This is a genomic window from Amycolatopsis sp. WAC 01375, from assembly GCF_003947325.1.
GTDB lineage: Bacteria > Actinomycetota > Actinomycetes > Mycobacteriales > Pseudonocardiaceae > Amycolatopsis.
This window is the reverse complement of the sequence record NZ_QHHW01000054.1, coordinates 111,360-132,640: the sequence shown is the minus strand read 5'-3', so window position 1 is coordinate 132,640 and position 21,281 is coordinate 111,360. Positions and strand designations below refer to the sequence as shown.

General features: G+C 68.2%; 19 protein-coding genes. 8 read left to right on the top strand and 11 right to left on the bottom strand.

Going from position 1 to position 21,281, the window contains the following annotated elements:
- Positions 1-5: 5 nt before the first annotated feature.
- The 5 genes from asnB to DL991_RS35555 all read right to left on the bottom strand — a co-directional run bounded on the left by asnB (position 6) and on the right by DL991_RS35555 (position 7,368).
- Positions 6-1,901 (bottom strand): asparagine synthase (glutamine-hydrolyzing), encoded by a 1,896-nt coding sequence (asnB, locus tag DL991_RS35575; RefSeq protein WP_125788738.1) that lies wholly within the window; start codon positions 1,899-1,901, stop codon positions 6-8.
- A gap of 15 nt (positions 1,902-1,916) precedes the next feature.
- Entirely contained in the window at positions 1,917-3,467 is a 1,551-nt protein-coding gene (locus DL991_RS35570) for a Wzz/FepE/Etk N-terminal domain-containing protein (protein WP_125788737.1), read from the bottom strand.
- Complete coding sequence (locus tag DL991_RS35565; RefSeq protein WP_125788736.1) at positions 3,464-4,744, bottom strand: exopolysaccharide biosynthesis protein; 1,281 nt, start codon at positions 4,742-4,744, stop codon at positions 3,464-3,466. The genes DL991_RS35570 and DL991_RS35565 overlap by 4 nt, the downstream gene beginning before the upstream one ends.
- A gap of 139 nt (positions 4,745-4,883) precedes the next feature.
- A complete protein-coding gene (locus DL991_RS35560; RefSeq protein WP_125788735.1) occupies positions 4,884-6,071 on the bottom strand; it encodes a glycosyltransferase family 4 protein in 1,188 nt (395 codons plus the stop codon).
- Positions 6,052-7,368, bottom strand: coding sequence for a nucleotide sugar dehydrogenase (locus tag DL991_RS35555; RefSeq protein ID WP_125788734.1), 1,317 nt, complete (start codon positions 7,366-7,368; stop codon positions 6,052-6,054). The genes DL991_RS35560 and DL991_RS35555 overlap by 20 nt, the downstream gene beginning before the upstream one ends.
- 350 nt (positions 7,369-7,718) lie before the next feature.
- Between DL991_RS35555 and DL991_RS43590 the strand changes: the two genes are divergently transcribed.
- From DL991_RS43590 to DL991_RS35545, 3 genes are all read left to right on the top strand, one after another.
- Positions 7,719-8,345, top strand: coding sequence for a hypothetical protein (locus DL991_RS43590; RefSeq protein WP_233599190.1), 627 nt, complete (start codon positions 7,719-7,721; stop codon positions 8,343-8,345).
- Positions 8,345-8,716: a hypothetical protein gene (locus DL991_RS43585; RefSeq protein ID WP_233599189.1), complete on the top strand. Its 372-nt coding sequence runs from the start codon at positions 8,345-8,347 to the stop codon at positions 8,714-8,716. Before DL991_RS43590 ends, DL991_RS43585 begins: the two co-directional genes overlap by 1 nt.
- Before the next feature lie 294 nt (positions 8,717-9,010).
- The gene (locus tag DL991_RS35545; protein ID WP_125788733.1) at positions 9,011-10,414 is read left to right on the top strand and encodes a hypothetical protein; all 1,404 of its coding nucleotides are present in this window, start codon (positions 9,011-9,013) and stop codon (positions 10,412-10,414) included.
- A 61-nt stretch (positions 10,415-10,475) separates the two neighbouring features.
- On the opposite strand, the gene DL991_RS35540 is transcribed toward DL991_RS35545, so the two are convergent.
- The 3 genes from DL991_RS35540 to ddaH form a co-directional block, all read right to left on the bottom strand.
- Positions 10,476-11,147, bottom strand: a complete 672-nt coding sequence (locus DL991_RS35540) for a glycoside hydrolase family 75 protein (protein WP_125788732.1) — start codon at positions 11,145-11,147, stop codon at positions 10,476-10,478.
- Positions 11,148-11,264: 117 nt separating this feature from the next.
- Positions 11,265-11,921, bottom strand: coding sequence for a polysaccharide deacetylase family protein (locus DL991_RS35535; RefSeq protein ID WP_125788731.1), 657 nt, complete (start codon positions 11,919-11,921; stop codon positions 11,265-11,267).
- A gap of 91 nt (positions 11,922-12,012) precedes the next feature.
- Positions 12,013-12,858 carry a dimethylargininase gene (gene ddaH / locus DL991_RS35530; RefSeq protein ID WP_199748622.1) on the bottom strand — a complete coding sequence of 282 codons (846 nt, stop codon included), beginning with the start codon at positions 12,856-12,858 and terminating at the stop codon, positions 12,013-12,015.
- 74 nt (positions 12,859-12,932) lie between these two features.
- Here ddaH and DL991_RS35525 point away from each other — a divergent pair, with 74 nt between their 5' ends.
- The 4 genes from DL991_RS35525 (at position 12,933) to DL991_RS35510 (ending at position 17,406) form a co-directional block, all read left to right on the top strand.
- Positions 12,933-13,379: an Lrp/AsnC family transcriptional regulator gene (locus DL991_RS35525; protein ID WP_125788730.1), complete on the top strand. Its 447-nt coding sequence runs from the start codon at positions 12,933-12,935 to the stop codon at positions 13,377-13,379.
- A 13-nt stretch (positions 13,380-13,392) separates the two neighbouring features.
- A complete protein-coding gene (locus tag DL991_RS35520) occupies positions 13,393-14,145 on the top strand; it encodes an enoyl-CoA hydratase (RefSeq protein WP_125788729.1) in 753 nt (250 codons plus the stop codon).
- Between the two features lie 289 nt (positions 14,146-14,434).
- Positions 14,435-16,342 carry a 2-oxoacid:acceptor oxidoreductase subunit alpha gene (locus DL991_RS35515; protein WP_125788728.1) on the top strand — a complete coding sequence of 636 codons (1,908 nt, stop codon included), beginning with the start codon at positions 14,435-14,437 and terminating at the stop codon, positions 16,340-16,342.
- Positions 16,339-17,406: a 2-oxoacid:ferredoxin oxidoreductase subunit beta gene (locus tag DL991_RS35510; protein WP_125788727.1), complete on the top strand. Its 1,068-nt coding sequence runs from the start codon at positions 16,339-16,341 to the stop codon at positions 17,404-17,406. The genes DL991_RS35515 and DL991_RS35510 overlap by 4 nt, the downstream gene beginning before the upstream one ends.
- Positions 17,407-17,470: 64 nt before the next feature.
- Here the strand turns inward: DL991_RS35510 and DL991_RS35505 are convergent, their stop codons facing one another.
- Together DL991_RS35505 and DL991_RS35500 are read right to left on the bottom strand one after the other, a co-directional pair.
- Positions 17,471-18,775 carry a hypothetical protein gene (locus DL991_RS35505; RefSeq protein WP_125788726.1) on the bottom strand — a complete coding sequence of 435 codons (1,305 nt, stop codon included), beginning with the start codon at positions 18,773-18,775 and terminating at the stop codon, positions 17,471-17,473.
- A 15-nt stretch (positions 18,776-18,790) separates the two neighbouring features.
- Positions 18,791-19,816: a polyprenyl synthetase family protein gene (locus DL991_RS35500; protein ID WP_125789056.1), complete on the bottom strand. Its 1,026-nt coding sequence runs from the start codon at positions 19,814-19,816 to the stop codon at positions 18,791-18,793.
- A 159-nt stretch (positions 19,817-19,975) separates the two neighbouring features.
- On the opposite strand from DL991_RS35500, the gene DL991_RS35495 reads away from it, so the two are divergent.
- Positions 19,976-20,923, top strand: coding sequence for a neutral zinc metallopeptidase (locus tag DL991_RS35495; protein ID WP_125788725.1), 948 nt, complete (start codon positions 19,976-19,978; stop codon positions 20,921-20,923).
- 10 nt (positions 20,924-20,933) lie between these two features.
- Here DL991_RS35495 and DL991_RS35490 read toward each other — a convergent pair whose 3' ends face one another.
- The gene (locus tag DL991_RS35490; protein ID WP_125788724.1) at positions 20,934-21,239 is read right to left on the bottom strand and encodes a DUF6204 family protein; all 306 of its coding nucleotides are present in this window, start codon (positions 21,237-21,239) and stop codon (positions 20,934-20,936) included.
- Positions 21,240-21,281: the final 42 nt, after the last annotated feature.

Below are 21,281 nucleotides of genomic sequence, written 5' to 3'. Positions count from 1 at the left end.
CGCTCCTAAGCGCTTCGGGCCGCGATGGCACCGCGATACCAGTACTCGAGGGTCAAGATGTGCCAGAGGTGCTTGGACCGGTCCTGCTGCCCGGACGCGTCTTCGTCGACGAGCCGTTGCAGGGCCTCGCGGCGGAGGAACCCGGCCTTCACCAATTCGCCTTCGTTCGTCACCTCGCGCACCAGCGGCGCGAGGTCGCGGCTCATCCAAGCCCGCAGTGGTGCGCTGAACAGGCCCTTCGGCCGATGCACGATCTCGGCGGGGAGGATCGAGAGCGCCGCTTCCTTCAGCGCCATCTTCCCTTGGCGTTTCACGATCTTCTTGTCGCCGGGGATCCGGAACGCGGCCTTCACGACCTCGATGTCGACGAACGGCGTCCGCACCTCGGTGGACGCGGCCATACTGGACCGGTCGGTGTAGGCGAGGTTGAGCCCGGGCAGGAACAGCCGCGAATCGGCGAGGCACATGCGGTTCACGAAATCGGTCAACGTGTTGTCGTGATAGGTGTCCGCGTGTTCGGTGATCACGTCGTCCACCGCGCCGGCGAGGTCCGGGTTCAGCAGCGCGACGAGCTCGGCCTGGTCGTACATCGTGTAGCTGCGCCGAAAGGCGGTCTCCTCGGGCAGTTCCGCGAACGACAGGAACCGCTTGGCGAACCGCACCGAACGGAATCCGCGCTTCGACGTCGCCACCGGCAGTCTGTCCACAAGGGACTCCACCGGCCGCCGCACGAGGCCGGGAACCCGCTGGTACCGCACGGCGATCTTGTTCGCGAGATGCTTGCGGTACCCGGCGAACAGCTCGTCGGCACCCATGCCGGACAGCATCACCTTGACCCCGGCCTCGCGTGCTGCGGTGCAGATCAGGTAGCTGTTGATCGCCGCCGGATCACCGATCGGCTCGTCGAGGTGGTACGTCATCCGCGGCAGCAGATCGAGCACCTGCGGCGCGATCTCGATCTCGTGCAGATCGACGCCGAACTTCGCGGCGACCTTCTTCGCGTACATCAGGTCGTCCGGCATCGCCTCGAACTTCGCGTCCTCGGCGCGGAAACCGATGGTGTACGCGGAGATCCCCGGCTGCTCACGGGCGGCGATCGCGGTCAGGTAGCTGGAGTCGAGCCCGCCGGAGAGGAACGTCGCGACCGGCACATCCGACATCAGGTGCTTGCGCGTGGAGTCCTCGATGACAGCGTTGAGATCGAATTCCCCCTCGTACGCGGCGCCTTCCTCGGCGACCTGGCGCAGCGACCAGAACGTGCCGCGTTCGACGTCACCGTTCGGCCGGAACCGCGCCCAGCTGCCCGGCGGCAGCTTTTCGGCCTCGCGAAACGCGCAACGGCCGTCCGGAACCCAGTAATAGAGCAAGGAGGCGACGAGCGCGGTGTCGTCGACCGTCAGAGAACCGCCGAGTTCGGCGGCGAGCGCCTTCAGCTCCGAGGCGAACGTGACCCCCTTGCCGCGGCGCACCAGGAACAGTGGTTTGATGCCCAGCTGGTCCCGCACCAGGGTCAAGGCGCCGGAACGCTCGTCGAAAACACCGAAGGCGAACATGCCGCGAAGCCGGTGCAGGCCGTCGGTGCCCCACTTGCGCCACGCCTCCAGCAGGACCTCGGTGTCGGACGTCCCCCGGAACCGCACCCCGGCGGCTTCGAGTTCTTTCCGCAGCTCCGGCGCGTTGTACAGCTCGCCGTTGTAGGTCAGCGCGAGCCCATCCTTGACCATCGGCTGCGCGCCGGTCTCGGTCAGGTCGACGATCGACAGCCTCCGGTGTCCTAAGTGGACTTCCCCGTGGTCGTACCGGCCGGAACCGTCCGGTCCGCGATGGGCGAGGGTCTTGGTGAGCCGATCGGTGAGCGGACCCCCGTCCGGCCAGAAGTAGGCCCCTGCGATGCCGCACATCTACTTTCGCTCCCCTTACAAGGCTTCGGCGTTGTCCGATGACACAGGCGCGAATCGTTTGGTCGGCTGATCGGCGTTGCCGAGTTCCTTGGCGCGTTTGTACGGCGTCGGATACCCGTTCTTCTTCGGGAACATCTCCACCGGCTTCGGCATGGGCCGGGCGGCCCGCCCGCGCAACGCCGTGTGCAGGCCGTCCCACAGCGTCCCGTCGGTGTGGTCGCGCGGATCCGGATCCACCACGACGACCCCGATGATCGGGATGTGCCGGTCGGCCAGCTGGCGGGCGACGGTGTGCAGCCATTCGGTGTTCGCGTGCCCGGTGCGGACGACGAGGATCGTCTCGTCACCGAGGACTTCGAGGTCGGTCCACGACGTCCCCGGCTCGACCGAACCGACGCCGATCCGGCGTTCCCCGGCAGCCAACGGCGTGTCTCCGCGATCCAGCACCTGGATCGGGCCTTGGCCTGCCAGCTCCCGGAGATTCGTCTTCGGCAGGTCGTCGACGAGCGACGCCGTCCCCTTCTCCGCCAGCTCGCGCGCCATGTCCACGGCGAGCGCGGCGGTGATCTGCCGGGCGCCGAGGTCGAGCAGCGACACCGAACCGCCTTCCTGCCCGGCGGCGCGGACCAGCGTCGCCGCGACCCGCTGCCGCCTGGTCACCGCACGCGAGCGGCGCAGGAAACGCGGCGGCTTCGGTAGTTGCGCGATCACGGAAGCGCCGAGGTGCTGCGAGATCTCGCGGCGCAGCACCGGCCGGTCCTTCACCACGCTCGTGACGGCGGCGAGGCCCAGCCCGGCGAGCAGTCCCAGCGCGAAGCCGATCCCGGCGTCGGTGGCGAGCGTCTTGAGGAAGGACTGCGGCAGGATCCGCGGCGCGTCGACGATCTGCGTCCCGGCGGCGACCTTCGGCGTGCCGATGCCCGCCTCCTGCGCGCGGCCGTCGTAGTCGGAGATCTTGGACGTCAGCTCCGCGCGGCGCGAGTACAGCCGTTCCAGCTGCGCGGGGTTGGCGTTGCGGTTCTTGGCTTCCTCGGCGACGATCGCCGACTCGATGGAGCCGAGTTCGTTCTGTGCCTGGTTGCGCTGGTCGAGCAGGGCCTTCTGCTCGGCCGCCGCGGCCGCCTGGTTGCGAGAGATGTACTCGGTGATGAAGGAGTCGGAGATCGCCTGCGCGCGGGCCACGGCCTCTTCGTCGGTCTTGCCCTTGACCGTCAGCTGGAGGACGTTGTTCGTCAGGCCCAGGCCCTCGTAGTCCTTGAGGAACTCCTCCGGCGCCTGGGTGCTGTTCAACTTCTTGAGCGCCTCGGTGGCGGTCTTCGTCGTCTGGAGCACGGCGACGTCGGTCCGCATCAGCGTTCCGCTGTCGGTCGGCGAGTCGTCGGGGTGGACGACCAGGATCTGCGCGACGGCGGTGGGCGGCGACGGCAGGAACACCGCGACCAGCCCGCCGAGGATCAGGCCGAGCAGGGCCATGGACATCCACAGGCGACGCCGTCTCCGCACCGAGACGACCAGGCGCTGCAGGTCGATGAGCGGTTCGGACTTCGCTTTTTCGGCGCTGGTCACGCTGTACCTGCCAGTGCTTCGTGGTCGGCGTGGGTGGACGCGCCGGGCCGGGTGCGGGTCGGGGAGACGGGGCGGAGCAGCACGGTGCCCACCACGGCGAGCCCGGCGTCGGCGACGGCTTCGGCGATCCCGACCAGCTCCCACGCGGACCGGGAGCCGAGGCTCGTCACGACGAGGACGCCCTCGGCGTCGGCGTCTTCGATGACGGGCCGCGCCGGGGACACCGTCACGGGCGCGAACCACCGGCCGGCGAGGCGGGCGATCCGCCCGGCGGCCGCCTGCCCGGCGTGGTCACCGTCCACGGCGAGGACGAGCAGCCGCCGGTGCGGGAGCCGCGAAACCAGGCGCCGGTACTGGATGTCGGCGTCGATCTCGTCGGCGAAGACGTCGACCCGCGGGATGTTCCACGGCCGGTCGTCACGGAGGATCTTGGCCCGCAGGGTGGTTCCGGCCGGGCGCCGGTCCACGGCGTCGAAGGTGGCCAGCACCGGGCCGCCGATCGCCGCGGCGATCTCCTCGTCGTCGCGCAGCCGCCGGTCGGTGCGGGCGGTGAAGAGGTGCCCGAACAGGCCGATCAGGAAGAACAACACCGCGCCGCCGATGGCGAGCTGCGGCAAGGTCGGCGCGGCCGCCGCGGACGGCAGCTCGGCCGAACCCAGCACGACCATGTTGCCGAGACCGCTCGCCGTGTCGGCCGCGTTCAAGGTGGACATCGCCGACTCGATCGTCGAGCGCAGACCCTGCAACTCGGTGCGGAGCTGGACGCTCTCCACGGTCGTCTTGCCGTCGTTGACCTTCGCCGAAAGTTCACTGATCCGCTGGTTGGTCTGCGCGACCTGCTGCCGCAGCGTCTCGCGGCGCTCCTGCGCCAGCTGCACGGCGGCGTCGCCGGAACCGGCGATGATCTGCGTGGAGTACTTCACGAACTCCTGGGCGAGCTGGTCCGCGAGCCGCTGCGTCTGTTCGGCGGTGTCACCGGTGGCCTCGATGGTGATGACATTGCCCTGCGCGACCGACGTGGTCACCTTGTCCCGCAGGTCGGCGCCGGTCTCGCCGTCACCGAGTCCGGCGGCGGCCCGGTCGAGCACGACCGAGCTGGTCGCCACCTCGGCCTGGGTGAGCAGTTCGTCCGCCTCACGCGGGCCCTGCAGCAGCACGCTGGAGGTGGTCCGGTAGCCGGGGGAAAGGATCACCGACGATCCCGCGCCGACCAAGGCGCCGAGGAGGGCGAGGACCACCAGGGTCCGCCACCTCCCGCGCAGAACCTGTCCGATCATGGACAGGCGCACCGTGTCGTCACTCAAAGCCGGGATCTCCCATCGGCGCGGTTGGGTGTGGCATGAATCCCGTCGGACCGACCACGGCGTTGGTTACAGGATTGCCCCAGTCTTGTTCAAAACGCGACCGGGAAGTCGATCAACGGATCGCGGCCTCGTAGGCCGAGAGCAGGGCTTTCTGGGAGTTCTCCCAAGAGAGCGGACCGGCGACGCGCGCCCGCCCCAGCTCACCCATCGTGGCCCGCTGCTCCGGCGAGTCCAGCAGGTGCGCGATCAGCTTCGCGAACTCCGGCTCGTCATTCGCCGGCGCGTACAGCGCGGCCTCCCCGGCCGAGACCCGGGCCTCCCGGAGCTCGAACGAGACGATGGGACGGCTCATCGCCATGTACTCCATGATCTTGTTCATGGTCGACACGTCGTTGAGCGGGTTCAGGGGGTCCGGCGAGAGGCAGACGTCGGCCGCGGACAGGTAGCGCAGCAGGTCTTCGTCGGGGATCCGGCCGGTGAACTCGACCTGGTCGTCGAGCTTCAGTTCCTTCGACAACGCCACCATGGCGTCGAAGGCGTCACCGGAACCGATGAACACGGCGTGCCAGTCGGTGCGGCCGACGACATCACGCAGCGACGCGAGCGCTCGCAAGGCGTAGTCGACGCCGTCCTGAGGGCCCATCACGCCGAGGTACGCGAGCAGATGCGGCTTGCCCTTCTTCAGCTCGGGCTCGACCGGGACCATGTGGAACCGCTCGACCACAGGCGCGCTTCGCACGACGAAAACATCGTCCGGCGACTTGCCGCCGCGCTTCACGGCGACGTCCTTGTAACTCTCGTTGGTCGCGATGACGACGTCGGCCGTCTTGTAGGTGCGGCGCTCCAGCGCGCAGACCGCGCGGTACAGGAAGTCCTCGCCGCGGTCGAACCGCGAAAGATACAGCTCGGGGCACAGGTCGTGCTGGTCGAAGATGAACTTCGCGCCCTGGCGCTTGAGGTACAGCGCGACCAGGAAGAGCAGGTCCGGCGGGTTGCAGGCGTGCACGACGTCCACCCGGCCGACCTTGCGGGCGAGCCGGAGCGTGTGCCACAGCGCGGAGCCGTACTCCCGGATGTACCCGGCCGGGCCACCGGTGGCGGCCTTCAGCGGGTACCGCAGGATGTGGACGCCGTCGATGGTGACTTCGGCTTCGGTGTCCCGCTTCGTCCCTTGTGGACAGATGACGTGGACTTCCCAGCCTGCGTCACGGAGTGTCTGGCACTCCTGCCAGACGCGGCGATCGAAGGGGACGGAAAGGTTCTCGACGAGGATGAGAGCTTTACCAGGCAAGGCCGACATATCCCTCTTCAGTCCGGCGCCGGTCGGCGTCGGGTACACGGACGAGATCGACGATGGTGTGGCCGCCGCCCGCCGGGAGCGCCGCGAGGACCTCCGGATCGGTGCAGCCGATGAGGTAGACCTCGGCGTGGTCGACGACCTCGCCGATGGAACCGGCCAGCAGCTGGCCGAGATGCGGCAGCCTGCCCTCGATGTACTCGCGGTTCGCGCCCATCAGCCGCGAAAGGCTGACGTTGGCGTCGTAGATGCGGAGGTCGTACCCCTTGCCGAGCAGCCGCTCCGCCAGCTCGACGAGCGGGCTCTCGCGGAGGTCGTCGGTGCCGGGTTTGAAGGACAGACCGAACAACCCGACCTTGCGTTTACCGGTGCGCGCGACCAGGTCGAAGGCGCGCTGGAGGTGTTCGTCGTTCGAGGGCAGCACGTGCGACAGGATCGGGACGGCGACGTCCGCGCGGTGCGCGGCGTAGACCAGGCCACGCAGATCCTTGGGGAGGCACGAGCCGCCGAAAGCGAACCCGGGGCGGAGGTAGGCGGGGCTGATGTTGAGCTTGCGGTCGGCGAGGAAGACGTCGATCACCTGATGCGAGTCGAGCCCCAGCGCTCGGCAGATGGAACCGAGCTCGTTCGCGAAGCCGATCTTGAGCCCGTGGAAGGAGTTGTCGGCGTACTTCGTCATCTCGGCCACCGGGATCGCGACACGGAAGACCTCGCCGGGAAGCCCCTCGTACAGCGCCGCGACGACGTCACCACTGGCCGCGTCGAGCTCGCCGATGACGGTCTTGGGCGGGTCGAAGAAGTCCTTGACGCTGCTCCCCTCGCGCAGGAACTCGGGGTTCACCGCGACCCCGAAATCGACGCCGGCGGTGAGACCGGACGACTTCTCGAGGATGGGGACGAGCAGGTCCAGACAGGTGCCCGGGAGCATGGTGCTGCGGAAGACGACGGTGTGCCGTTGTGTTTTGGCCTTGAGCGCGTCGCCGATTTCCTCGGCGACGCGCTCCAGGAAAGCCGTCGAGAGGCTGCCGTTGGGAGCCGAGGGGGTACCGACGCAGATGAGGGAGACTTCGCTGTCCGCGATCGCCTGTCTGACGTCGGTGGTCGCTCTCAGTCTGCCTTGGGCGACCACTTCCGCGGTCAGTTCCCCGATGCGCTCCTCGACCACCGGCGCCTTGCCGCTGGAGACGAGGTCGATCTTCACCGGGTTCACATCCACCCCGACGACGTCGTGCCCGCGCCCGGCCAGGCACGCCGCCGACACGCAACCGACGTAACCGAGCCCGAAGACACTGATCTTCATGACGAATTCCTCCAGCCGCATTCCGCTGCCCGTTGGTCGGCAGGAGGACCGGGTTCGTTACCGGTGTCCGCGGTTCGCCTGCGTTTGGCGGAATGCCTGTGCGGCAAGGGAATTACTCATCGCTCGAAGAGTGCGAAACGCTACACGGGCCGCGTAAGGGTTTCGTCTCGATTGTGCGGTGGTGGCCGTTCGGTCCGGGTGGTCGTGAGTGGCGATTCGGGTTCTAACCCGAATCGCCACTCACGACCACCTGGGCCCACTTATCCACAGCCGGCGCTCCTCGCACCTCGTTCATCCACAGATTCGCGCCGCGCCCTCCATGATCGTGGTCCAGGGGAGATCGTCGAAGGGTGCCTCTACACAAACGCTGGTCGGAGGAATCCATCCCGGCCGAACAACGCCCGAGCTGGCCGGTCCTCCTGGCGGAGCAGCACGGGGTCGTCAACACCCGGCAACTTCGCGCCTACGGCCACTCCGTCGCCGATATAGAAGCCAACCTCGATGCCGGACGCTGGCAACGAGTGCTACCGCGCGTCTATGCGATGTTCACCGGCACGCTCTCGAGGCCGGCCAAGATTCAGGCCGCGCTGAAGTACGGCGGCGGCCATGTGGTCTTGAGTCACCGCACCGCCGCCGAGGAGTGGGGGCTGCTGCCCGTCATCGAAGGCCCGGTGGAGATCACGGTTCCGTACACGTCCTCGGCGGTCTCATGCCCACCTCTGGTGATCGTGCACCGTTCGCGCGCCCTGCCGCACATCGCGATCAGGACCTCTCCCCCACGGACCCGCATGACCGACACGATCATAGATCTGGCCACCGCACAGAGAACGCCGAAATGGCGACCGATACCGTGGTCGACCTCGTCAGTCGAAGCAAAGTCTCGTTGGCGGCGATGGAGGATTGCGTGCTCTTCCGGCCGCCTTTCCGCTACCGGCCCGCCATCCGGCACGGCCTCGCGCTTCTCGGCGGCGGACTGATGTCGGTGCTCGAAGTGGAATACAAGGAAGCCGTCGAAGACGCGCACGGTCTCCCGCAAGGTAGTCGGCAAACAGCTTTCGAGGTGAAAGGCAAGGTCCTCTGGGAGGACGTCACCTACGACCCACATGGCGCCGCGGTAACGGTCAGACTCGACGGCCGAGCCACCCACGCGATGGCGGACATCGCCTTCCGTGACCGGAACCGGGACAACGCCGCCGAGCTGGCCGGACGGGCAAGGCTCGTCTACGGCTGGCAGGACGTGCGGAACTCGCCGTGCCAAGTAGCCGCCGAGGTCCGGACGGTCCTGACCCGGGAGGGCTGGGATCCGGCCGGGGCACGGGCGACGACTTGCCGCCGGTGTCGTGAGTGATCGTGCGGTGGTGGCCGTTCGGTCCGGGTGGTCGTGAGTGGCGATTCGGGTTAGAACCCGAATCGCCACTCACGACCACCTGGACCGAACGGCCACCTTCGCCGCCCCTCAGTAACGACCCAAAGCGCTCACGACCCCTGAACACGCCCGAGCCGCCCTCACGGTTGCCCGGTCACGGCACCGGAATGTTCCGCTCTGGTCGCCCGGACGCGACGGACTTTAGGTTCGATTCGTCGACGATCGCCTGTGGCGTCCGTGAGGGACGGGCGTGCCGGGCGGGACTGGGGAAACACCATGCGAAGAACATCTCTGCGCGCGATCGGAGTGCTGACCGCGGCCTTCACGGTCGCCGGGCTGGCGACCGCCCTGCCCGCGTACGCCGCCACCGGCCCGAACATCAAGGTGACGGCCAAGGCCCAGGAGGGCCGCTGGCTGCCGGGCGACGCCATCCCGATCGAGGTGACGGTCGCCAACATCGGCGACACGACGGCGAGTCAGGTCAGGGGGTACGCCCACAGGGAGTCCGGCGGCTACTTCATCGTCGATGAGACGTCCTGGGGCGACCTCCGCTCCCAGGACGGCGCCACCTACGCACCGGGCGAGAGCAGGACGTACACGACCAAGGGCAGCGTCTACACCCTCAACGAGGGAAATCCGGTGCTCGACATCGAGGTGAGCGGCCCTGGAGAGGCCGACTACTCGGACAACCACAGCCGGATCACCGTCGGGCTGCTTTCACCCGACACCACAGATCGCGTCGCCGGTGTCCTCTATGGCGACCGCAACGAGGACGGCAAGCTCTCGCCCGGGGAAGGTCTCGCCGGCGCGGAAGCTCGTGTGTCCGGTCCGGGTCCGTCCGGGTACCTCACCGCGATCACAGACGCCGAAGGCCGGTTCTCCTTCGATGCCGTCCCGGTCGGCCCCAGCATCTACTGGCACTTCGAGAAAATCCCGGACGGCTGGGTGACCGCGTACCCGCCGAGCCTGCGGCTGGACGGCAGCGGGCAGAACACCGCGCTCGAGAGCAGAGCGATCCGCCCGCTGACGGACTCGCTGAGCGCGAAGATCGCGCTCGACAAGACCACCTACGCGGTGGGCGAGACCGCGACGGCGACGGTGACTCTCACGAACGTCGGCGCCCGCGAAGTCGCCGGCATTTACGCGGGCTGCGATCCCGGGGGCTACGAGCGGGGCTTGGAAGTCCCGGCAGCCCAGTGGGGTGCGTTCAGTTACGTGAACAAGGCGGGCAAGATCGCTCCGGGACAAAGCGTGGTCCTGAAGGTCGCCGGCACGGTGCCCGCGAGAGCGGGCGCCTTCGGTGAAACCGGGCTCGACTGCTGGTTCGACAACGACAACTCCTTGAGTTCCGGGCCGTATGCCTACCAGAACGCGAAGGTGCCGGGCGCCAGGGCCGATGCCCGCGGTCAGATCTGGTACGACAAGAACGGCAACTACCGGTTCGACACAGGCGAAGGAGCGGCGAACACGACCGTCGCCCTGAGCACGACCGACAAGAAGCTCGTGTCGCTCGCCAAGACCGACGCCAACGGCTTCCTGACATTTCCCAACGTCGCGGTCGGCACCTACCGGTTCTCCATACTAGGACCTTGGCGGATCAACGAATCCGATGCGACCGTCGATGTCATCGCACCGCCCTACAACCCCGGCCAGTGGACCAAGCACGTGGTCCCGCGCTGATCACGAGAAACCGGACGGCCCCGGGGGCGAAAGCTCCCGGGGCCGTTGCCGTACAAGGACTTCAGCCGCCCTGAACGAACTTCGCCGCCAGCCCCTCCCCCACGGAGGTCGCCTTCCCGTGGTTCTCGATCGGCGAGATCTTCGAGTTCTTGAAGCAGATGTAGGTCACGCCCGAGTCGACGCCGCCGTTCTTCGGGTCCGGGTTGATGCCCAGCGCCTTCGCGGTCGCGTAAGAGGCTTCGCCGATGATGTCCTTTGGCCCGGTGTCGCCTATGACGGTGTAGAGCACCTTGTTGTTGTAGATCACCGCGCACGAGCCGGCGCCCTTGAGGCCGGACTTCTCGAAGTTCCACGTGCTGCTGATGCTCGGCACGACGATGTAGGGCGTCTGGTCGGCGATCAGTGCCTTGCCGTCGGAGCGCGGGTACGCGGTGCCGTCCTGGAACCACGGGTCGGTGGTCTTGTTGCACCGCGCGGTCGGCTGCCCGTCGCAGTCGACGTCCATGTCGGCCTTCCAGAACACGGCGCCGCCCGCGTCGCAGACCGCGATGGTGCGGCCGGTCTCGTCGTCGGTCTTGTACTTGCCGTTCGAGATCTGCTTGCAGGCGGTGGTCTTCGCCAGCAACTGCTGGGCGGTCGGGGCCGCCTGCGCCGATGGGGCGGCCACGGCCGTCGCCGCGGGGGCCAGTCCCGCGGCCGCCACCATGGCCGAGAACAGCAGTAGTTTCCGCATACCGAGCACCCCTTAGTTAATAAGACTTCTTTACCGAGGATGCTCAGGATGTCGCCGCACAGGATTCGACTCAAGGGCCGGCGGGGTGTTGTTTTCCGACTATGCAAAGAAAAACGGTCAAAAGCGGGCAAGCCTGGCGACTCGCGCGATGGCCCGTCCCGTTCGGCGGTACAGGCCGTCTCGTTCAGCGAGCACGCTGTCGAGCCACTCCTGGTCGACGTCGTGCCGGACCTCGACCCGCGGCCACAGCCAGCCGTCGCGCGACGCCGCGCCGCCTTCGGTCGTGTAGACCTTCGTCGCGCCGGAACGCCGGAGCCTGCTGAGCACCCGCCGGTCGTAGGCGCCGAACGGCGGCGCGTACGCGCGCACGGGTTCCCCGCTCAGGTCGGCCAGCAGTTTCGGTGCGGTTTCGAGTTCACGCCGGGCGTGCCTGCCGTCGAGCCGCCGCCAGTCGCGATGTTCCCAGCCGTGCGAGCCGATCGACATCCCCGCGTCGACCAGCTTGCGAAGGCCGTCGGCGTCGAGGAAGCCTCGCTGACCGATGCGGCCGGCGAGAGGGAAGAACTCCGCCGTGAGATCGCGCTCCACCAGTCTGGGGAGCGCGATCTCGACGTCGGAGGAGTTGCCGTCGTCGAAGGTGAGCCCGACGTCTTCCCGGCCGGCCACCGTGTCGAGCACTCGCTCGAACTGCTCGACGGTCACCCATGTTTCGTTTTCGCCTGGATCCAGCGCACGCACGGGCCTGCCCACGCCGCCTATCGCCAGGATCACCATCCGCGCCTCATTCGGGACCGAGTCTGTTTCCCGATTAATCGCGTTGGCGAACGGAGTAGTTACACGATCCCGCAAGGTGTCCACGAACGGATTACTTGCGGATCTCCAGGGTGCAGCACTTCGGGCCGCCGCCCGCCTTCCGCAGCTCGGAGATGTCCAGGAAGACGACCTCGTAGCCGCGTTCGGTCAGCCGTGCCGCCAATCCGGTCGCCTCGACCGGCAGGACGACGTTGCGGCCGTCGGACACCCCGTTGAGCCCGAAGCACTCCGCGTCGGCCCGGTCCGCGATTACCGCGTCCGGGAACATCCGCTCCAGCACCTTCCGCGATCCGGCCGAGAACGCTTCCGGGAAGTAGGCGATCTGGGCGGCCGTGGTGTCGGTGGCCTCGGCGAGCACGAACAGCGCGGTGTCGAGGTGGTAGTAGCTCGGGTCGATCAGCCGCAGCGAGACGACCGGGACACCGAGGACCTCCTGCGCTTCGGCGTGCGCGGCCGGGTCGGTCCGGAAGCCGGTGCCGGCGAGCAGGATCTTGCCGGTCCAGGCGAAGTCGCCTTCGGCCTCGTTGATCTTCTCGGGCATGGTGATGTCGCGGTAGCCGTGTTCGACGAACCAGCGGCGGAAGTGCTCGGCCTCGGCGGTGCGCTGCGGGGCGCGGAACCGCGAGCCGAGGACACGGCCGTCGACGACGGTGCCGGAGTTCGCGGCGAACACCATGTCGGGCAGGCCGGGCTGCGCGTCGATCTCCTCGACGGTGTGGCCGAGGCGTCGGTAGGTGTCACGGAGTTCGGTCCATTGCGCCATCGCGGTGTCGACGCTGACCGGCACGGATGGGTCCATCCAGGGGTTGATGACGTAATCCACCGCGAAGTACCGCGGCGGGCACATGAGGTAGCGGCGCGTCGTGGGTACACGGGGCTGCTGCTCCAGTTCCGGCATACCCGAAGGGTAAGGCTCACCTAATTCCGCAATCAATCGCTGTTCGCTGCGCATATACCTGCTAAACATTGCGTGTGAACACCATCGACCAGCGAATCGTTTCATGCCTGATGGCCAATGCGAGGTCCAGCTACGCCGACATCGGCAAAGTCGTCGGTCTGTCCGCGCCCGCGGTCAAGCGACGGGTCGACAGGCTGCTCGAAACCGGGGTCCTGCGCGGCTTCACCGCGGTCGTGGATCCCGAGGCACTGGGCTGGGGCACCGAGGCGTTCGTCGAGATGACCTGCAACGGCAACATCACCCCGGGCCGGATCCGCGCCAGGCTGGAGCCGTTGCCGGAGGTCGTCGCGGCGTACACGGTGTCCGGCGCGGCCGACGCGATCGTCCACCTGCGCGCGTCGGACATCCACCATCTGGAGACCGCGCTGGAACGGCTGCGCGGGCTGGAGATCGTCGACCGTACGGTCTCCACCGTCGTCCTTTCCCGGTTACTGGAACGCCCGCCCACGCCCGAAGCGTGACACCCTCGATCCCGTGACCGATCAGATCCGCTCCAGCCACGACAGCGGCGTCGCCGTGCTCACCATCGACGCGCCGGCGACCCGCAACGCCCTGACCCTCGACCTGTCCGCGCAGCTTGCCGAGGCCGTTTCGCGTGCCGAAGCCGACGAGAGCGTCCACGCTCTGGTCGTTACCGGCGCGCCACCGGCCTTCTGCGCGGGCGCGGACCTGGACACGCTCGCCGGCGCCCGGGAGGACGGACTCCGCGCCATTTACGACGGATTCCTCTCGGTTGCGCGGTGTTCTTTGCCGACGATCGCCGCGGTCGGCGGTGCCGCCGTTGGCGCCGGACTGAACCTCGCACTCGCCGCGGATGTCCGCATCGTGGGACCGAAGGCGAAGTTCGTGGCCAGATTTCTCGATATCGGCATCCATCCCGGCGGCGGGATGACGTGGATGATCCAGCGGCTCGTCGGCCCGCAGAAGGCCGCGGCGATGACACTCTTCGGTGAGGTCGTCGGCGCCGAAGCCGCTGTCGAATCCGGGCTCGCGCTCCGGCTCGTCGACGGGGATCTGGTCGAGGCCGCCCGTGAACTGGCGAAACCCGCCGTCGGCGCTCCGCGCGACGTTCTTCTGGCGACGAAGCGCACGCTTCGGCACACCGCTTCACTGACCGACCATTCGGCCGCCGTCGACGCCGAGATCGAGCCGCAGCTGGCGTCACTCACCGCGCCCGCGTTCGCCGAACGACTGACCAGGTTGCGAGCGGCCATGACCGGCCGATGACCGTTCCCCGACCGGACTTCACTACGCTTGATGGAGATACGGCTCACAATCGAGGCGTACCGCTAACCGTTACCATCGGTAACAGATAAACCGGGAAAGCCCCGCTCAGCGACGAGCTCAGGCCACTCGAGAAGTAGGTCCAGGCCATTTTTAGGGGATCCTGGGAAGTGTGCCGAGGACTAACCTCGGGACATGGCACCTGTGACCTGGCCGACATCGCCGGGCGAGGCACCGGATCTCCGGCACGGCCGGGGACGACGCACGTCGGGAGAGAGGGAATCCCTGACCTATGAGCACGAGTGCGAACGGCAACGGCTCCTTGTCGGCCGTCAGGCCGACCGAGGTCGCCAAGCTGGACCGGGTGGTCATCCGGTTCGCCGGCGACTCCGGTGACGGCATGCAGCTGACGGGCGACAGGTTCACCTCGGAAGCGGCCGCGTTCGGCAACGACCTGTCGACCATGCCGAACTTCCCCGCGGAGATCCGCGCGCCCCAGGGCACCATCCCGGGCGTCTCGAGCTTCCAGGTGCACTTCGCCGACTACGACATCCTGACGCCGGGCGACCGGCCGGACGTCCTGGTCGCCATGAACCCCGCCGCGCTGAAGGCGAACCTCGCCGACGTCCCGTCGGGCGGGACGATCATCCTCAACACCGACGAGTTCACGAAGCGGAACCTGGTCAAGGTCGGTTACGACAACGACCCGCTCGACGACGACACCCTTTCGGCCTATCAAGTCCACCGGGTGGCCATGTCGACGTTGACCAGGGGCGCGCTCGAAGAGACCGGACTGTCCAAAAAGGACGCCGAACGCGCGAAGAACATGTTCGCGCTCGGGCTCCTCTCCTGGATGTACCACCGGCCGACCGAAGGCACGGAACGGTTCCTGCGCGAGAAGTTCGCGAAGAAGACCGACATCGCCGAGGCCAACATCCTGGCCTTCCGCGCCGGCTGGAACTACGGCGAGACGACCGAGTCGTTCGCGACGACGTACGAGGTCGCGCCCGCGAAGCTGAACCAGGGCACGTACCGCCAGATCACCGGGAACACCGCGCTGGCGTACGGGCTGGTCGCCGCCGGGCAGCAGTCCGGCCTGCAGATCCTGCTGGGCACGTACCCGATCACCCCGGCGTCGGACATCCTCCACGAGCTGTCCAAGCACAAGAACTACGGCATCCTCACCTTCCAGGCCGAGGACGAGATCGCCGGCATCGGTGCGGCGCTCGGCGCCTCCTACGGCGGTGCGCTGGGCGTCACCTCGACGTCCGGGCCCGGTGTCGCACTGAAGTCCGAGGCCATCGGTCTCGCGGTGATGACCGAACTGCCGCTGGTCGTCATCGACGTCCAGCGCGGTGGCCCGTCGACCGGCCTGCCGACCAAGACCGAGCAGGCCGACCTGCTGCAGGCGATGTTCGGCCGCAACGGCGAATCCCCGGTGCCGATCGTCGCGCCGCTGTCCCCCGCCGACTGCTTCGACGCGGCGCTGGAGGCCACCAGGATCGCGCTGAAGTACCGCACGCCGGTCTTCCTGCTCTCGGACGGCGCGATCGCGAACGGCTCGGAGCCGTGGCTGATCCCGGACGTCGAGGACCTGCCGGATCTGCGCGTGGAATTCGCCACCGAACCGAATGCCGAGGACGGTTCCGGGGAATTCTGGCCGTATGTACGCGATCCCGAGACCCTCGCCCGGGCGTGGGCGGTGCCGGGCGCGGCCGGTCTGCAGCATCGCATCGGCGGGCTGGAGAAGGCCGACAAGACCGGCCACATCTCCTACGAGCCCGACAACCACGACAAGATGGTCCGCCTGCGCCAGGCCAAGATCGACGGCGTCGACGTCCCCGACCTCGTCGTCGACGACCCGAGCGGCGGCAAGGCACGGGTGCTGGCGCTCGGCTGGGGCTCGTCCTACGGCCCGATCGGCGCCGCGTGCCGCCGTGTCCGCAAGGACGGGATGCCCATCGCGCAGGCGCATCTACGGCATCTCAACCCGTTCCCGGGCAACCTCGGTGACGTACTCCGTTCGTACGACACCGTCGTCGTCCCTGAAATGAATCTCGGCCAGCTTTCGATGCTCTTGAGGGCCAAGTACCTCGTCGACGTGAAGTCGTACACGAAGGTCGCCGGAATGGCGTTCAAGGCCGAGGAGCTGCAAGGCGTGTTCACGGAGATCATCACCAGTACGGAGGGGACGAAGTGACCGCGATCGACCTGGGGATCCCCACCCTCGGCGGCCTGGACCTTGTGCCGACCGAGACCGAACCGCAGAAGGCGAAGGACTACAAGTCGGACCAGGAGGTCCGCTGGTGTCCCGGCTGCGGGGACTACGTCGTGCTCAACGCCGTGCAGTCGTTCCTGCCGACGCTCGGCCTCAAACGCGAGAACATCGTGTTCATCTCGGGTATCGGCTGCTCGTCCCGGTTCCCGTACTACCTGAACACCTACGGCATGCACTCGATCCACGGCCGGGCGCCGTCGATCGCGACCGGGCTCGCGACCGCGCGACCGGATCTGTCGGTGTGGGTCGTCACCGGTGACGGCGACGCGCTGTCCATCGGCGGCAACCACCTGATCCACGCGTTGCGGCGCAACGTGAACATCAAGATCCTGCTGTTCAACAACCGCATCTACGGCCTCACCAAGGGCCAGTACTCGCCGACGTCCGGGCCGGGCATGGTCACGAAGTCCACCCCGATGGGCTCGGTCGACACCCCGTTCAACCCGCTTTCGCTGGCGATCGGCGCCGAGGCGTCGTTCGTGGGCCGCGCGCTCGACTCGGACCGCAAGGGCCTGACCGAGGTGCTGGAGGCCGCCGCGAAGCACCGCGGATCCGCGCTGGTGGAGATCTACCAGAACTGCCCGATCTTCAACGACGGCGCCTTCGACGTCCTCAAGGACAAGGACGAGGCCGCGAGCCGGCTCATCCCGCTGAAGCCCGGCGAGCCGATCAAGTTCGGCCCGCAGGGCGAATTCGGTGTCACGCGCGGCGGCTGGGCCGGGCTGGAGGTCGGGAAGGTCGCGAACATCGGCGAGGAGAACCTCGTCGTGCACGACCCGACCATCGAGGACACCTCGTACGCGTTCGCGCTTTCGCGGATCGGCGACCAGAACCTGAACCACGTGCCGACCGGCATCCTGCGGCAGGTCGAGCGGCCCACCTACGACGACCAGGCGCGTACCCAGGTCGCCGAGGCCCAGGCCGCCCGCAAGCCCGATCTGCAGGGGCTGCTGCGCGGCAAGGACACCTGGACCGTCGTCAGCTAGTTCCGTAGTGCAATGAAGGGGCCTTTCATAGCAAATTTTGCTATGAAAGGCCCCTTCATTGCGATCAGGTGAGGGGACGGAAGCCCACGCGCTCCGCGTCGGCGGCGGAGCGGAACCAGACCTCCGCGACCATCTTCGGGAACTGCGGCGAGTCCTCGGTGCAGTACCGCAGGGCCGTCACGCTGGCCTTGACCGCGAAGTCGTCGGCCGGACGGCCACCGCCCGGCCGCGGCATCGCCGATCCGGGGCCGAACGGGCCGGGCGGAACGGACTCGGTCACCGGAGCGGCGACCTGCCGCGCGGGCGGGGGCTCCGGCGCCGGCATCGCGTCGCCGGGCTGGACGGCGGGCTCGAACAGCGAGCCGCTCTGCCCACCGGACAGTTCCGGCTCACGACGTTCGATCGCCCGCATGGACGGCTGGATCGGCTGCGGCGGCTCGAAACCACCGCGGACCGCGCCCCTGGGCGTGCGCTTGGGCAGCACCTGGGTGGCTTCGGCCGGCGTCTCGGGCTCCGAGTCGAGGAGCCCGGCCTTCGCTTCTTCGTCGGAACCGAAGGCGTACGCGGGCGCGTGCAGCTCTTCTTCGCGTTCGAACCAGTTGGTCTCGACGGGCGCCTGCTCCGTCTCCACGCGTGACGCGGGGTTGAACAGCGACACCGGCTCCGGCTGCGTCTCGACGCCTTCCGGGTCCAGCTGCATCTCCAGGCGGGACCGGTACGGCCCTTCGCTCGGCACGGGCGGCTGAGGCTCGGGCTCGGGCTCGGGTTCCGGCTCGACGTCCAGCTTCGACGCGGGCTGGAGGTACTCGGTCGCCGCGCTGACGTACGGGTTCTCCGGCTCGGGCTCGGGCTCGGGTTCCGGCTGGGCCGCCGGGATGTACTGCGTCCGCTCGGCCGGGTGCTCCGGTTCGGGCTCCGGCTCCCGGTCCGCCTGGGGCGCCGTGCGGTACTCGGCCTCGTACTCTTCTTCGGGCTCGAAGGTCTGCGTCGGGGTGGCGACGGGCTCCGGCTCCTCGACGGCGTCCTGTGCAGGCTCCTGAGCAGGTTCGGTCCACTGCTGCGCGGGTTCCTGCTCGGTGAGCGTCTCGGGGTACGCGGGCTTCGGCTCCTCGACCGCCGCGAACTCCTCGTCCAGCTCGTCGTGCGACGGCTTCGTGAGGTACGCGGTGCCGCCTGCGACGGCCGCGGCACCCGCGCCGAGACTCACCCCGGCGGGCAGCCGGGACGTCTCGGCGTGCGCGGTGGCCAGCGAGCTTTCCAGCTCACGGATGCGCTTGCGCGCCGGGATCACCAGCACCAGCCAGGTGAGCAGCGCGCCGACGACGAACGCCAGCAGACTCCACAGCCAAACCTGTCCGAAAATGGACATCTAACCTGCCCTTTGTCAATGCGTTCGTGCGACCAGGTAGTCGGCGACCGATTCGCAGGCGTCCCGGGCGGGCGACGCGGGCAGCGCCGCGAGTTCGGCACGCGCCCGACGAGCGTAGTCGGAAAGAGTTTCGCGTGCGCGTTCGAGTCCGGACGAGGCGCGCAGCAGGTCCAGGGCCTCGGCGACGAGCTTGTCGTCGGAGATCGGCCCCGACAGCAGCTCCACCAGGCGCGGGTCGGTCGCCGGGTCGGCCAGCGCGTACAGCATCGGAAGCGTGCGGACGCCTTCGCGCAGGTCTGTGCCCTGCGCCTTGCCGAGCTCGTCCGAGGCGGACGCGATGTCGATGACGTCGTCGGAGATCTGGAACGCCGTCCCGATGATGTCGCCGAAGCGGCGGAGCGCGTCGATGTAGTGGTCGGGCGCGCCGGACATCATCCCGCCGAACCGGCCGGAGGTGGCGATCAGCGAACCGGTCTTCTGCGCGATGACCGTGAGGTAGTGCTCGACCGCGTCGTCGCCGTCGGCCGGGCCGACCGTCTCGCGCATCTGGCCGGTGACCAGCTCGCCGAAGGTCTCGGCGATGATCCGGGCCGCGTCGGTGCCGAGGTCCGCGACCAGCCGCGAGGCGTGCGCGAACAGGAAGTCGCCGGTCAGGATGGCGATGGTGTTGTCCCAGCGGGCGTTGACGCTCTCCGCACCGCGGCGCATCGTCGCCTCGTCCATCACGTCGTCGTGGTACAGCGTCGCGAGATGCACCAGCTCGACGGCCGCGGCGGCGGTGACCACCTGGTCGCCCTGCTTCGGCCCGAACTGCGAGGAAAGCAGCGTGAACAACGGACGGAAACGTTTGCCCCCCGCCTCGACCAGGTGCGAAGCGGCGTCCTCGACGGCCTTGACGTCACTGCGGACGACCTCGCGGAGCAGGGTCTCGACGTCGGCGAGACCGGTCGCGAGGGTGCGCAGGAGCTGCTCGTCGGCGATCTGGAGCCCCACGGACGCGCGCAGGTCCTCGATGGCACCACCTGGGGCAGGTGAAGACACAGACACGTCGGCTCCGCTCTCTTTGACACCGTTCGGGGTTGCTTCCAGCGTAGTGGCTACCCACCGAGGCCTGTTGACGTGCTGTCCAGGGGAAACGGTGACGAATATGACACCCCTGCCGAGTATCCTGCCCGCTTTGGCGCGAACTGGGGGAACACCATGGGAAGTCCGGACGATTCCGGCGAAAGACCGGCGTGGAGACCTCCCGCCGAAGACCACCGCGAGCAGCGGTCGACGGTGTGGATCACCGTCGTCCTCTTCGCCGTGTTCATGGCGGTGATGCTGGTAGTGGCCGTGCTCGTGGTCGGCGGCCTGAAGGAGTCGAAGGTGGGCGCCGTCCAGCCTCGCCTTCCTGCCGTCTCGTCGTCGGCGCCTGTGACGTCGCCGACGGCCAAGGCCGACGTGCCGACCCGCAAGTACGAGACCGCGGCCAACCCGCTGGTCGCTCCCGGCGTGACGCTGCCGAAGGTGACCTGCGAGCTGCCCAAACTCCGCGGCACGAAAGAGAAACTGGAGGCGTTCTACCTGGCGCTGGCCCCCTGCCTGGAGCGAGCGTGGCATCCCGCGCTGACGCAGGCCGGTGAGCCGCGGATCCCGGTCGCGATCAACGCCGACGACGTCAAGAACACCGCCTGCGGTCCCCCGCCGCCTCCCGAGGAGGCCTCGGGCTTCTACTGCTCGGAGGGCGCCACGATCTTCGTCCCGCTGCCGAGACAGCTCGAAAACGGCGGACCCGAACTCCTGACCCAGCTGTTCCTGCTCGCCCACGAATACGGGCACCACGTCCAAGAGCAGTCCGGCATCCTCTCCAAGCACGACGCGCTCTACCGCGAGGCGGACGGCGACCAGGTGAAGATCCTCGACCTGAGCAGGCGGCTCGAACTGCAGGCCGACTGCTTCAGCACGCTGTTCCTCGCCAACGCCGCCGGCCGCGGCTCGATCGGCGCCGGGCTGCTCGCCCCGCTCAAGCAAGGCGGCTTCGACAGCGAGGACAGCGAGACCCACGGCTCGGCGAAGAACGCCACGCTGTGGCAGAAGCGCGGGCTGACGGCCAAGGACACCTCGGCGTGCAACACCTTCGCCGCCCCGGCGAACGAGGTCTCCTGAACGGCCGTGGTCAGCGGCGGCGGATCTTGATGTCGTCCATGCAGGTCGCCTTCCCCGCGACGTCGCGGTACGGGTAGCCCCTGGCGTCCAGCAGTTCCATGACCTTCAGCTCGGCCTCGTCGAGCACGTCGCGCTCCTCTTCACCCCGCAGCGTGATGCGGAAGGTGAACGCGCCGAGGTGCGCGCTGTAGGTGAGCAGGCCGTCCTCGCTGAACCCCATCGCCTGATGCTGATCGAGCTCGGCCAGGAGCCGGGCGCGGGTCCCGGTGTCAGGGTGGTCGAACTTGCCGTTGACGAGGACGCGGTAGGTCGGCATGACCTCGAATATACAGGCCTGTATCCGGATACGAATCCGAAT

Excerpts from the sequence above, each read along its gene's own strand:
- DL991_RS35515 (WP_125788728.1), top strand. The coding sequence starts at position 14,435 with ATGAGCACGAGTGCGAACGGCAACGGCTCCTTGTCGGCCGTCAGGCCG.
- DL991_RS43585 (WP_233599189.1), top strand. The coding sequence starts at position 8,345 with ATGTCGGTGCTCGAAGTGGAATACAAGGAAGCCGTCGAAGACGCGCAC.
- DL991_RS35560 (WP_125788735.1), bottom strand. The coding sequence starts at position 6,071 with ATGTCGGCCTTGCCTGGTAAAGCTCTCATCCTCGTCGAGAACCTTTCC.
- DL991_RS35555 (WP_125788734.1), bottom strand. The coding sequence starts at position 7,368 with ATGAAGATCAGTGTCTTCGGGCTCGGTTACGTCGGTTGCGTGTCGGCG.
- DL991_RS35540 (WP_125788732.1), bottom strand. The coding sequence starts at position 11,147 with ATGCGGAAACTACTGCTGTTCTCGGCCATGGTGGCGGCCGCGGGACTG.
- asnB (WP_125788738.1), bottom strand. The coding sequence starts at position 1,901 with ATGTGCGGCATCGCAGGGGCCTACTTCTGGCCGGACGGGGGTCCGCTC.
- DL991_RS35535 (WP_125788731.1), bottom strand. The coding sequence starts at position 11,921 with ATGGTGATCCTGGCGATAGGCGGCGTGGGCAGGCCCGTGCGTGCGCTG.
- DL991_RS35495 (WP_125788725.1), top strand. The coding sequence starts at position 19,976 with ATGGGAAGTCCGGACGATTCCGGCGAAAGACCGGCGTGGAGACCTCCC.
- DL991_RS35490 (WP_125788724.1), bottom strand. The coding sequence starts at position 21,239 with ATGCCGACCTACCGCGTCCTCGTCAACGGCAAGTTCGACCACCCTGAC.
- DL991_RS35505 (WP_125788726.1), bottom strand. The coding sequence starts at position 18,775 with ATGTCCATTTTCGGACAGGTTTGGCTGTGGAGTCTGCTGGCGTTCGTC.
- DL991_RS35545 (WP_125788733.1), top strand. The coding sequence starts at position 9,011 with ATGCGAAGAACATCTCTGCGCGCGATCGGAGTGCTGACCGCGGCCTTC.
- ddaH (WP_199748622.1), bottom strand. The coding sequence starts at position 12,858 with ATGCCGGAACTGGAGCAGCAGCCCCGTGTACCCACGACGCGCCGCTAC.
- DL991_RS35565 (WP_125788736.1), bottom strand. The coding sequence starts at position 4,744 with ATGATCGGACAGGTTCTGCGCGGGAGGTGGCGGACCCTGGTGGTCCTC.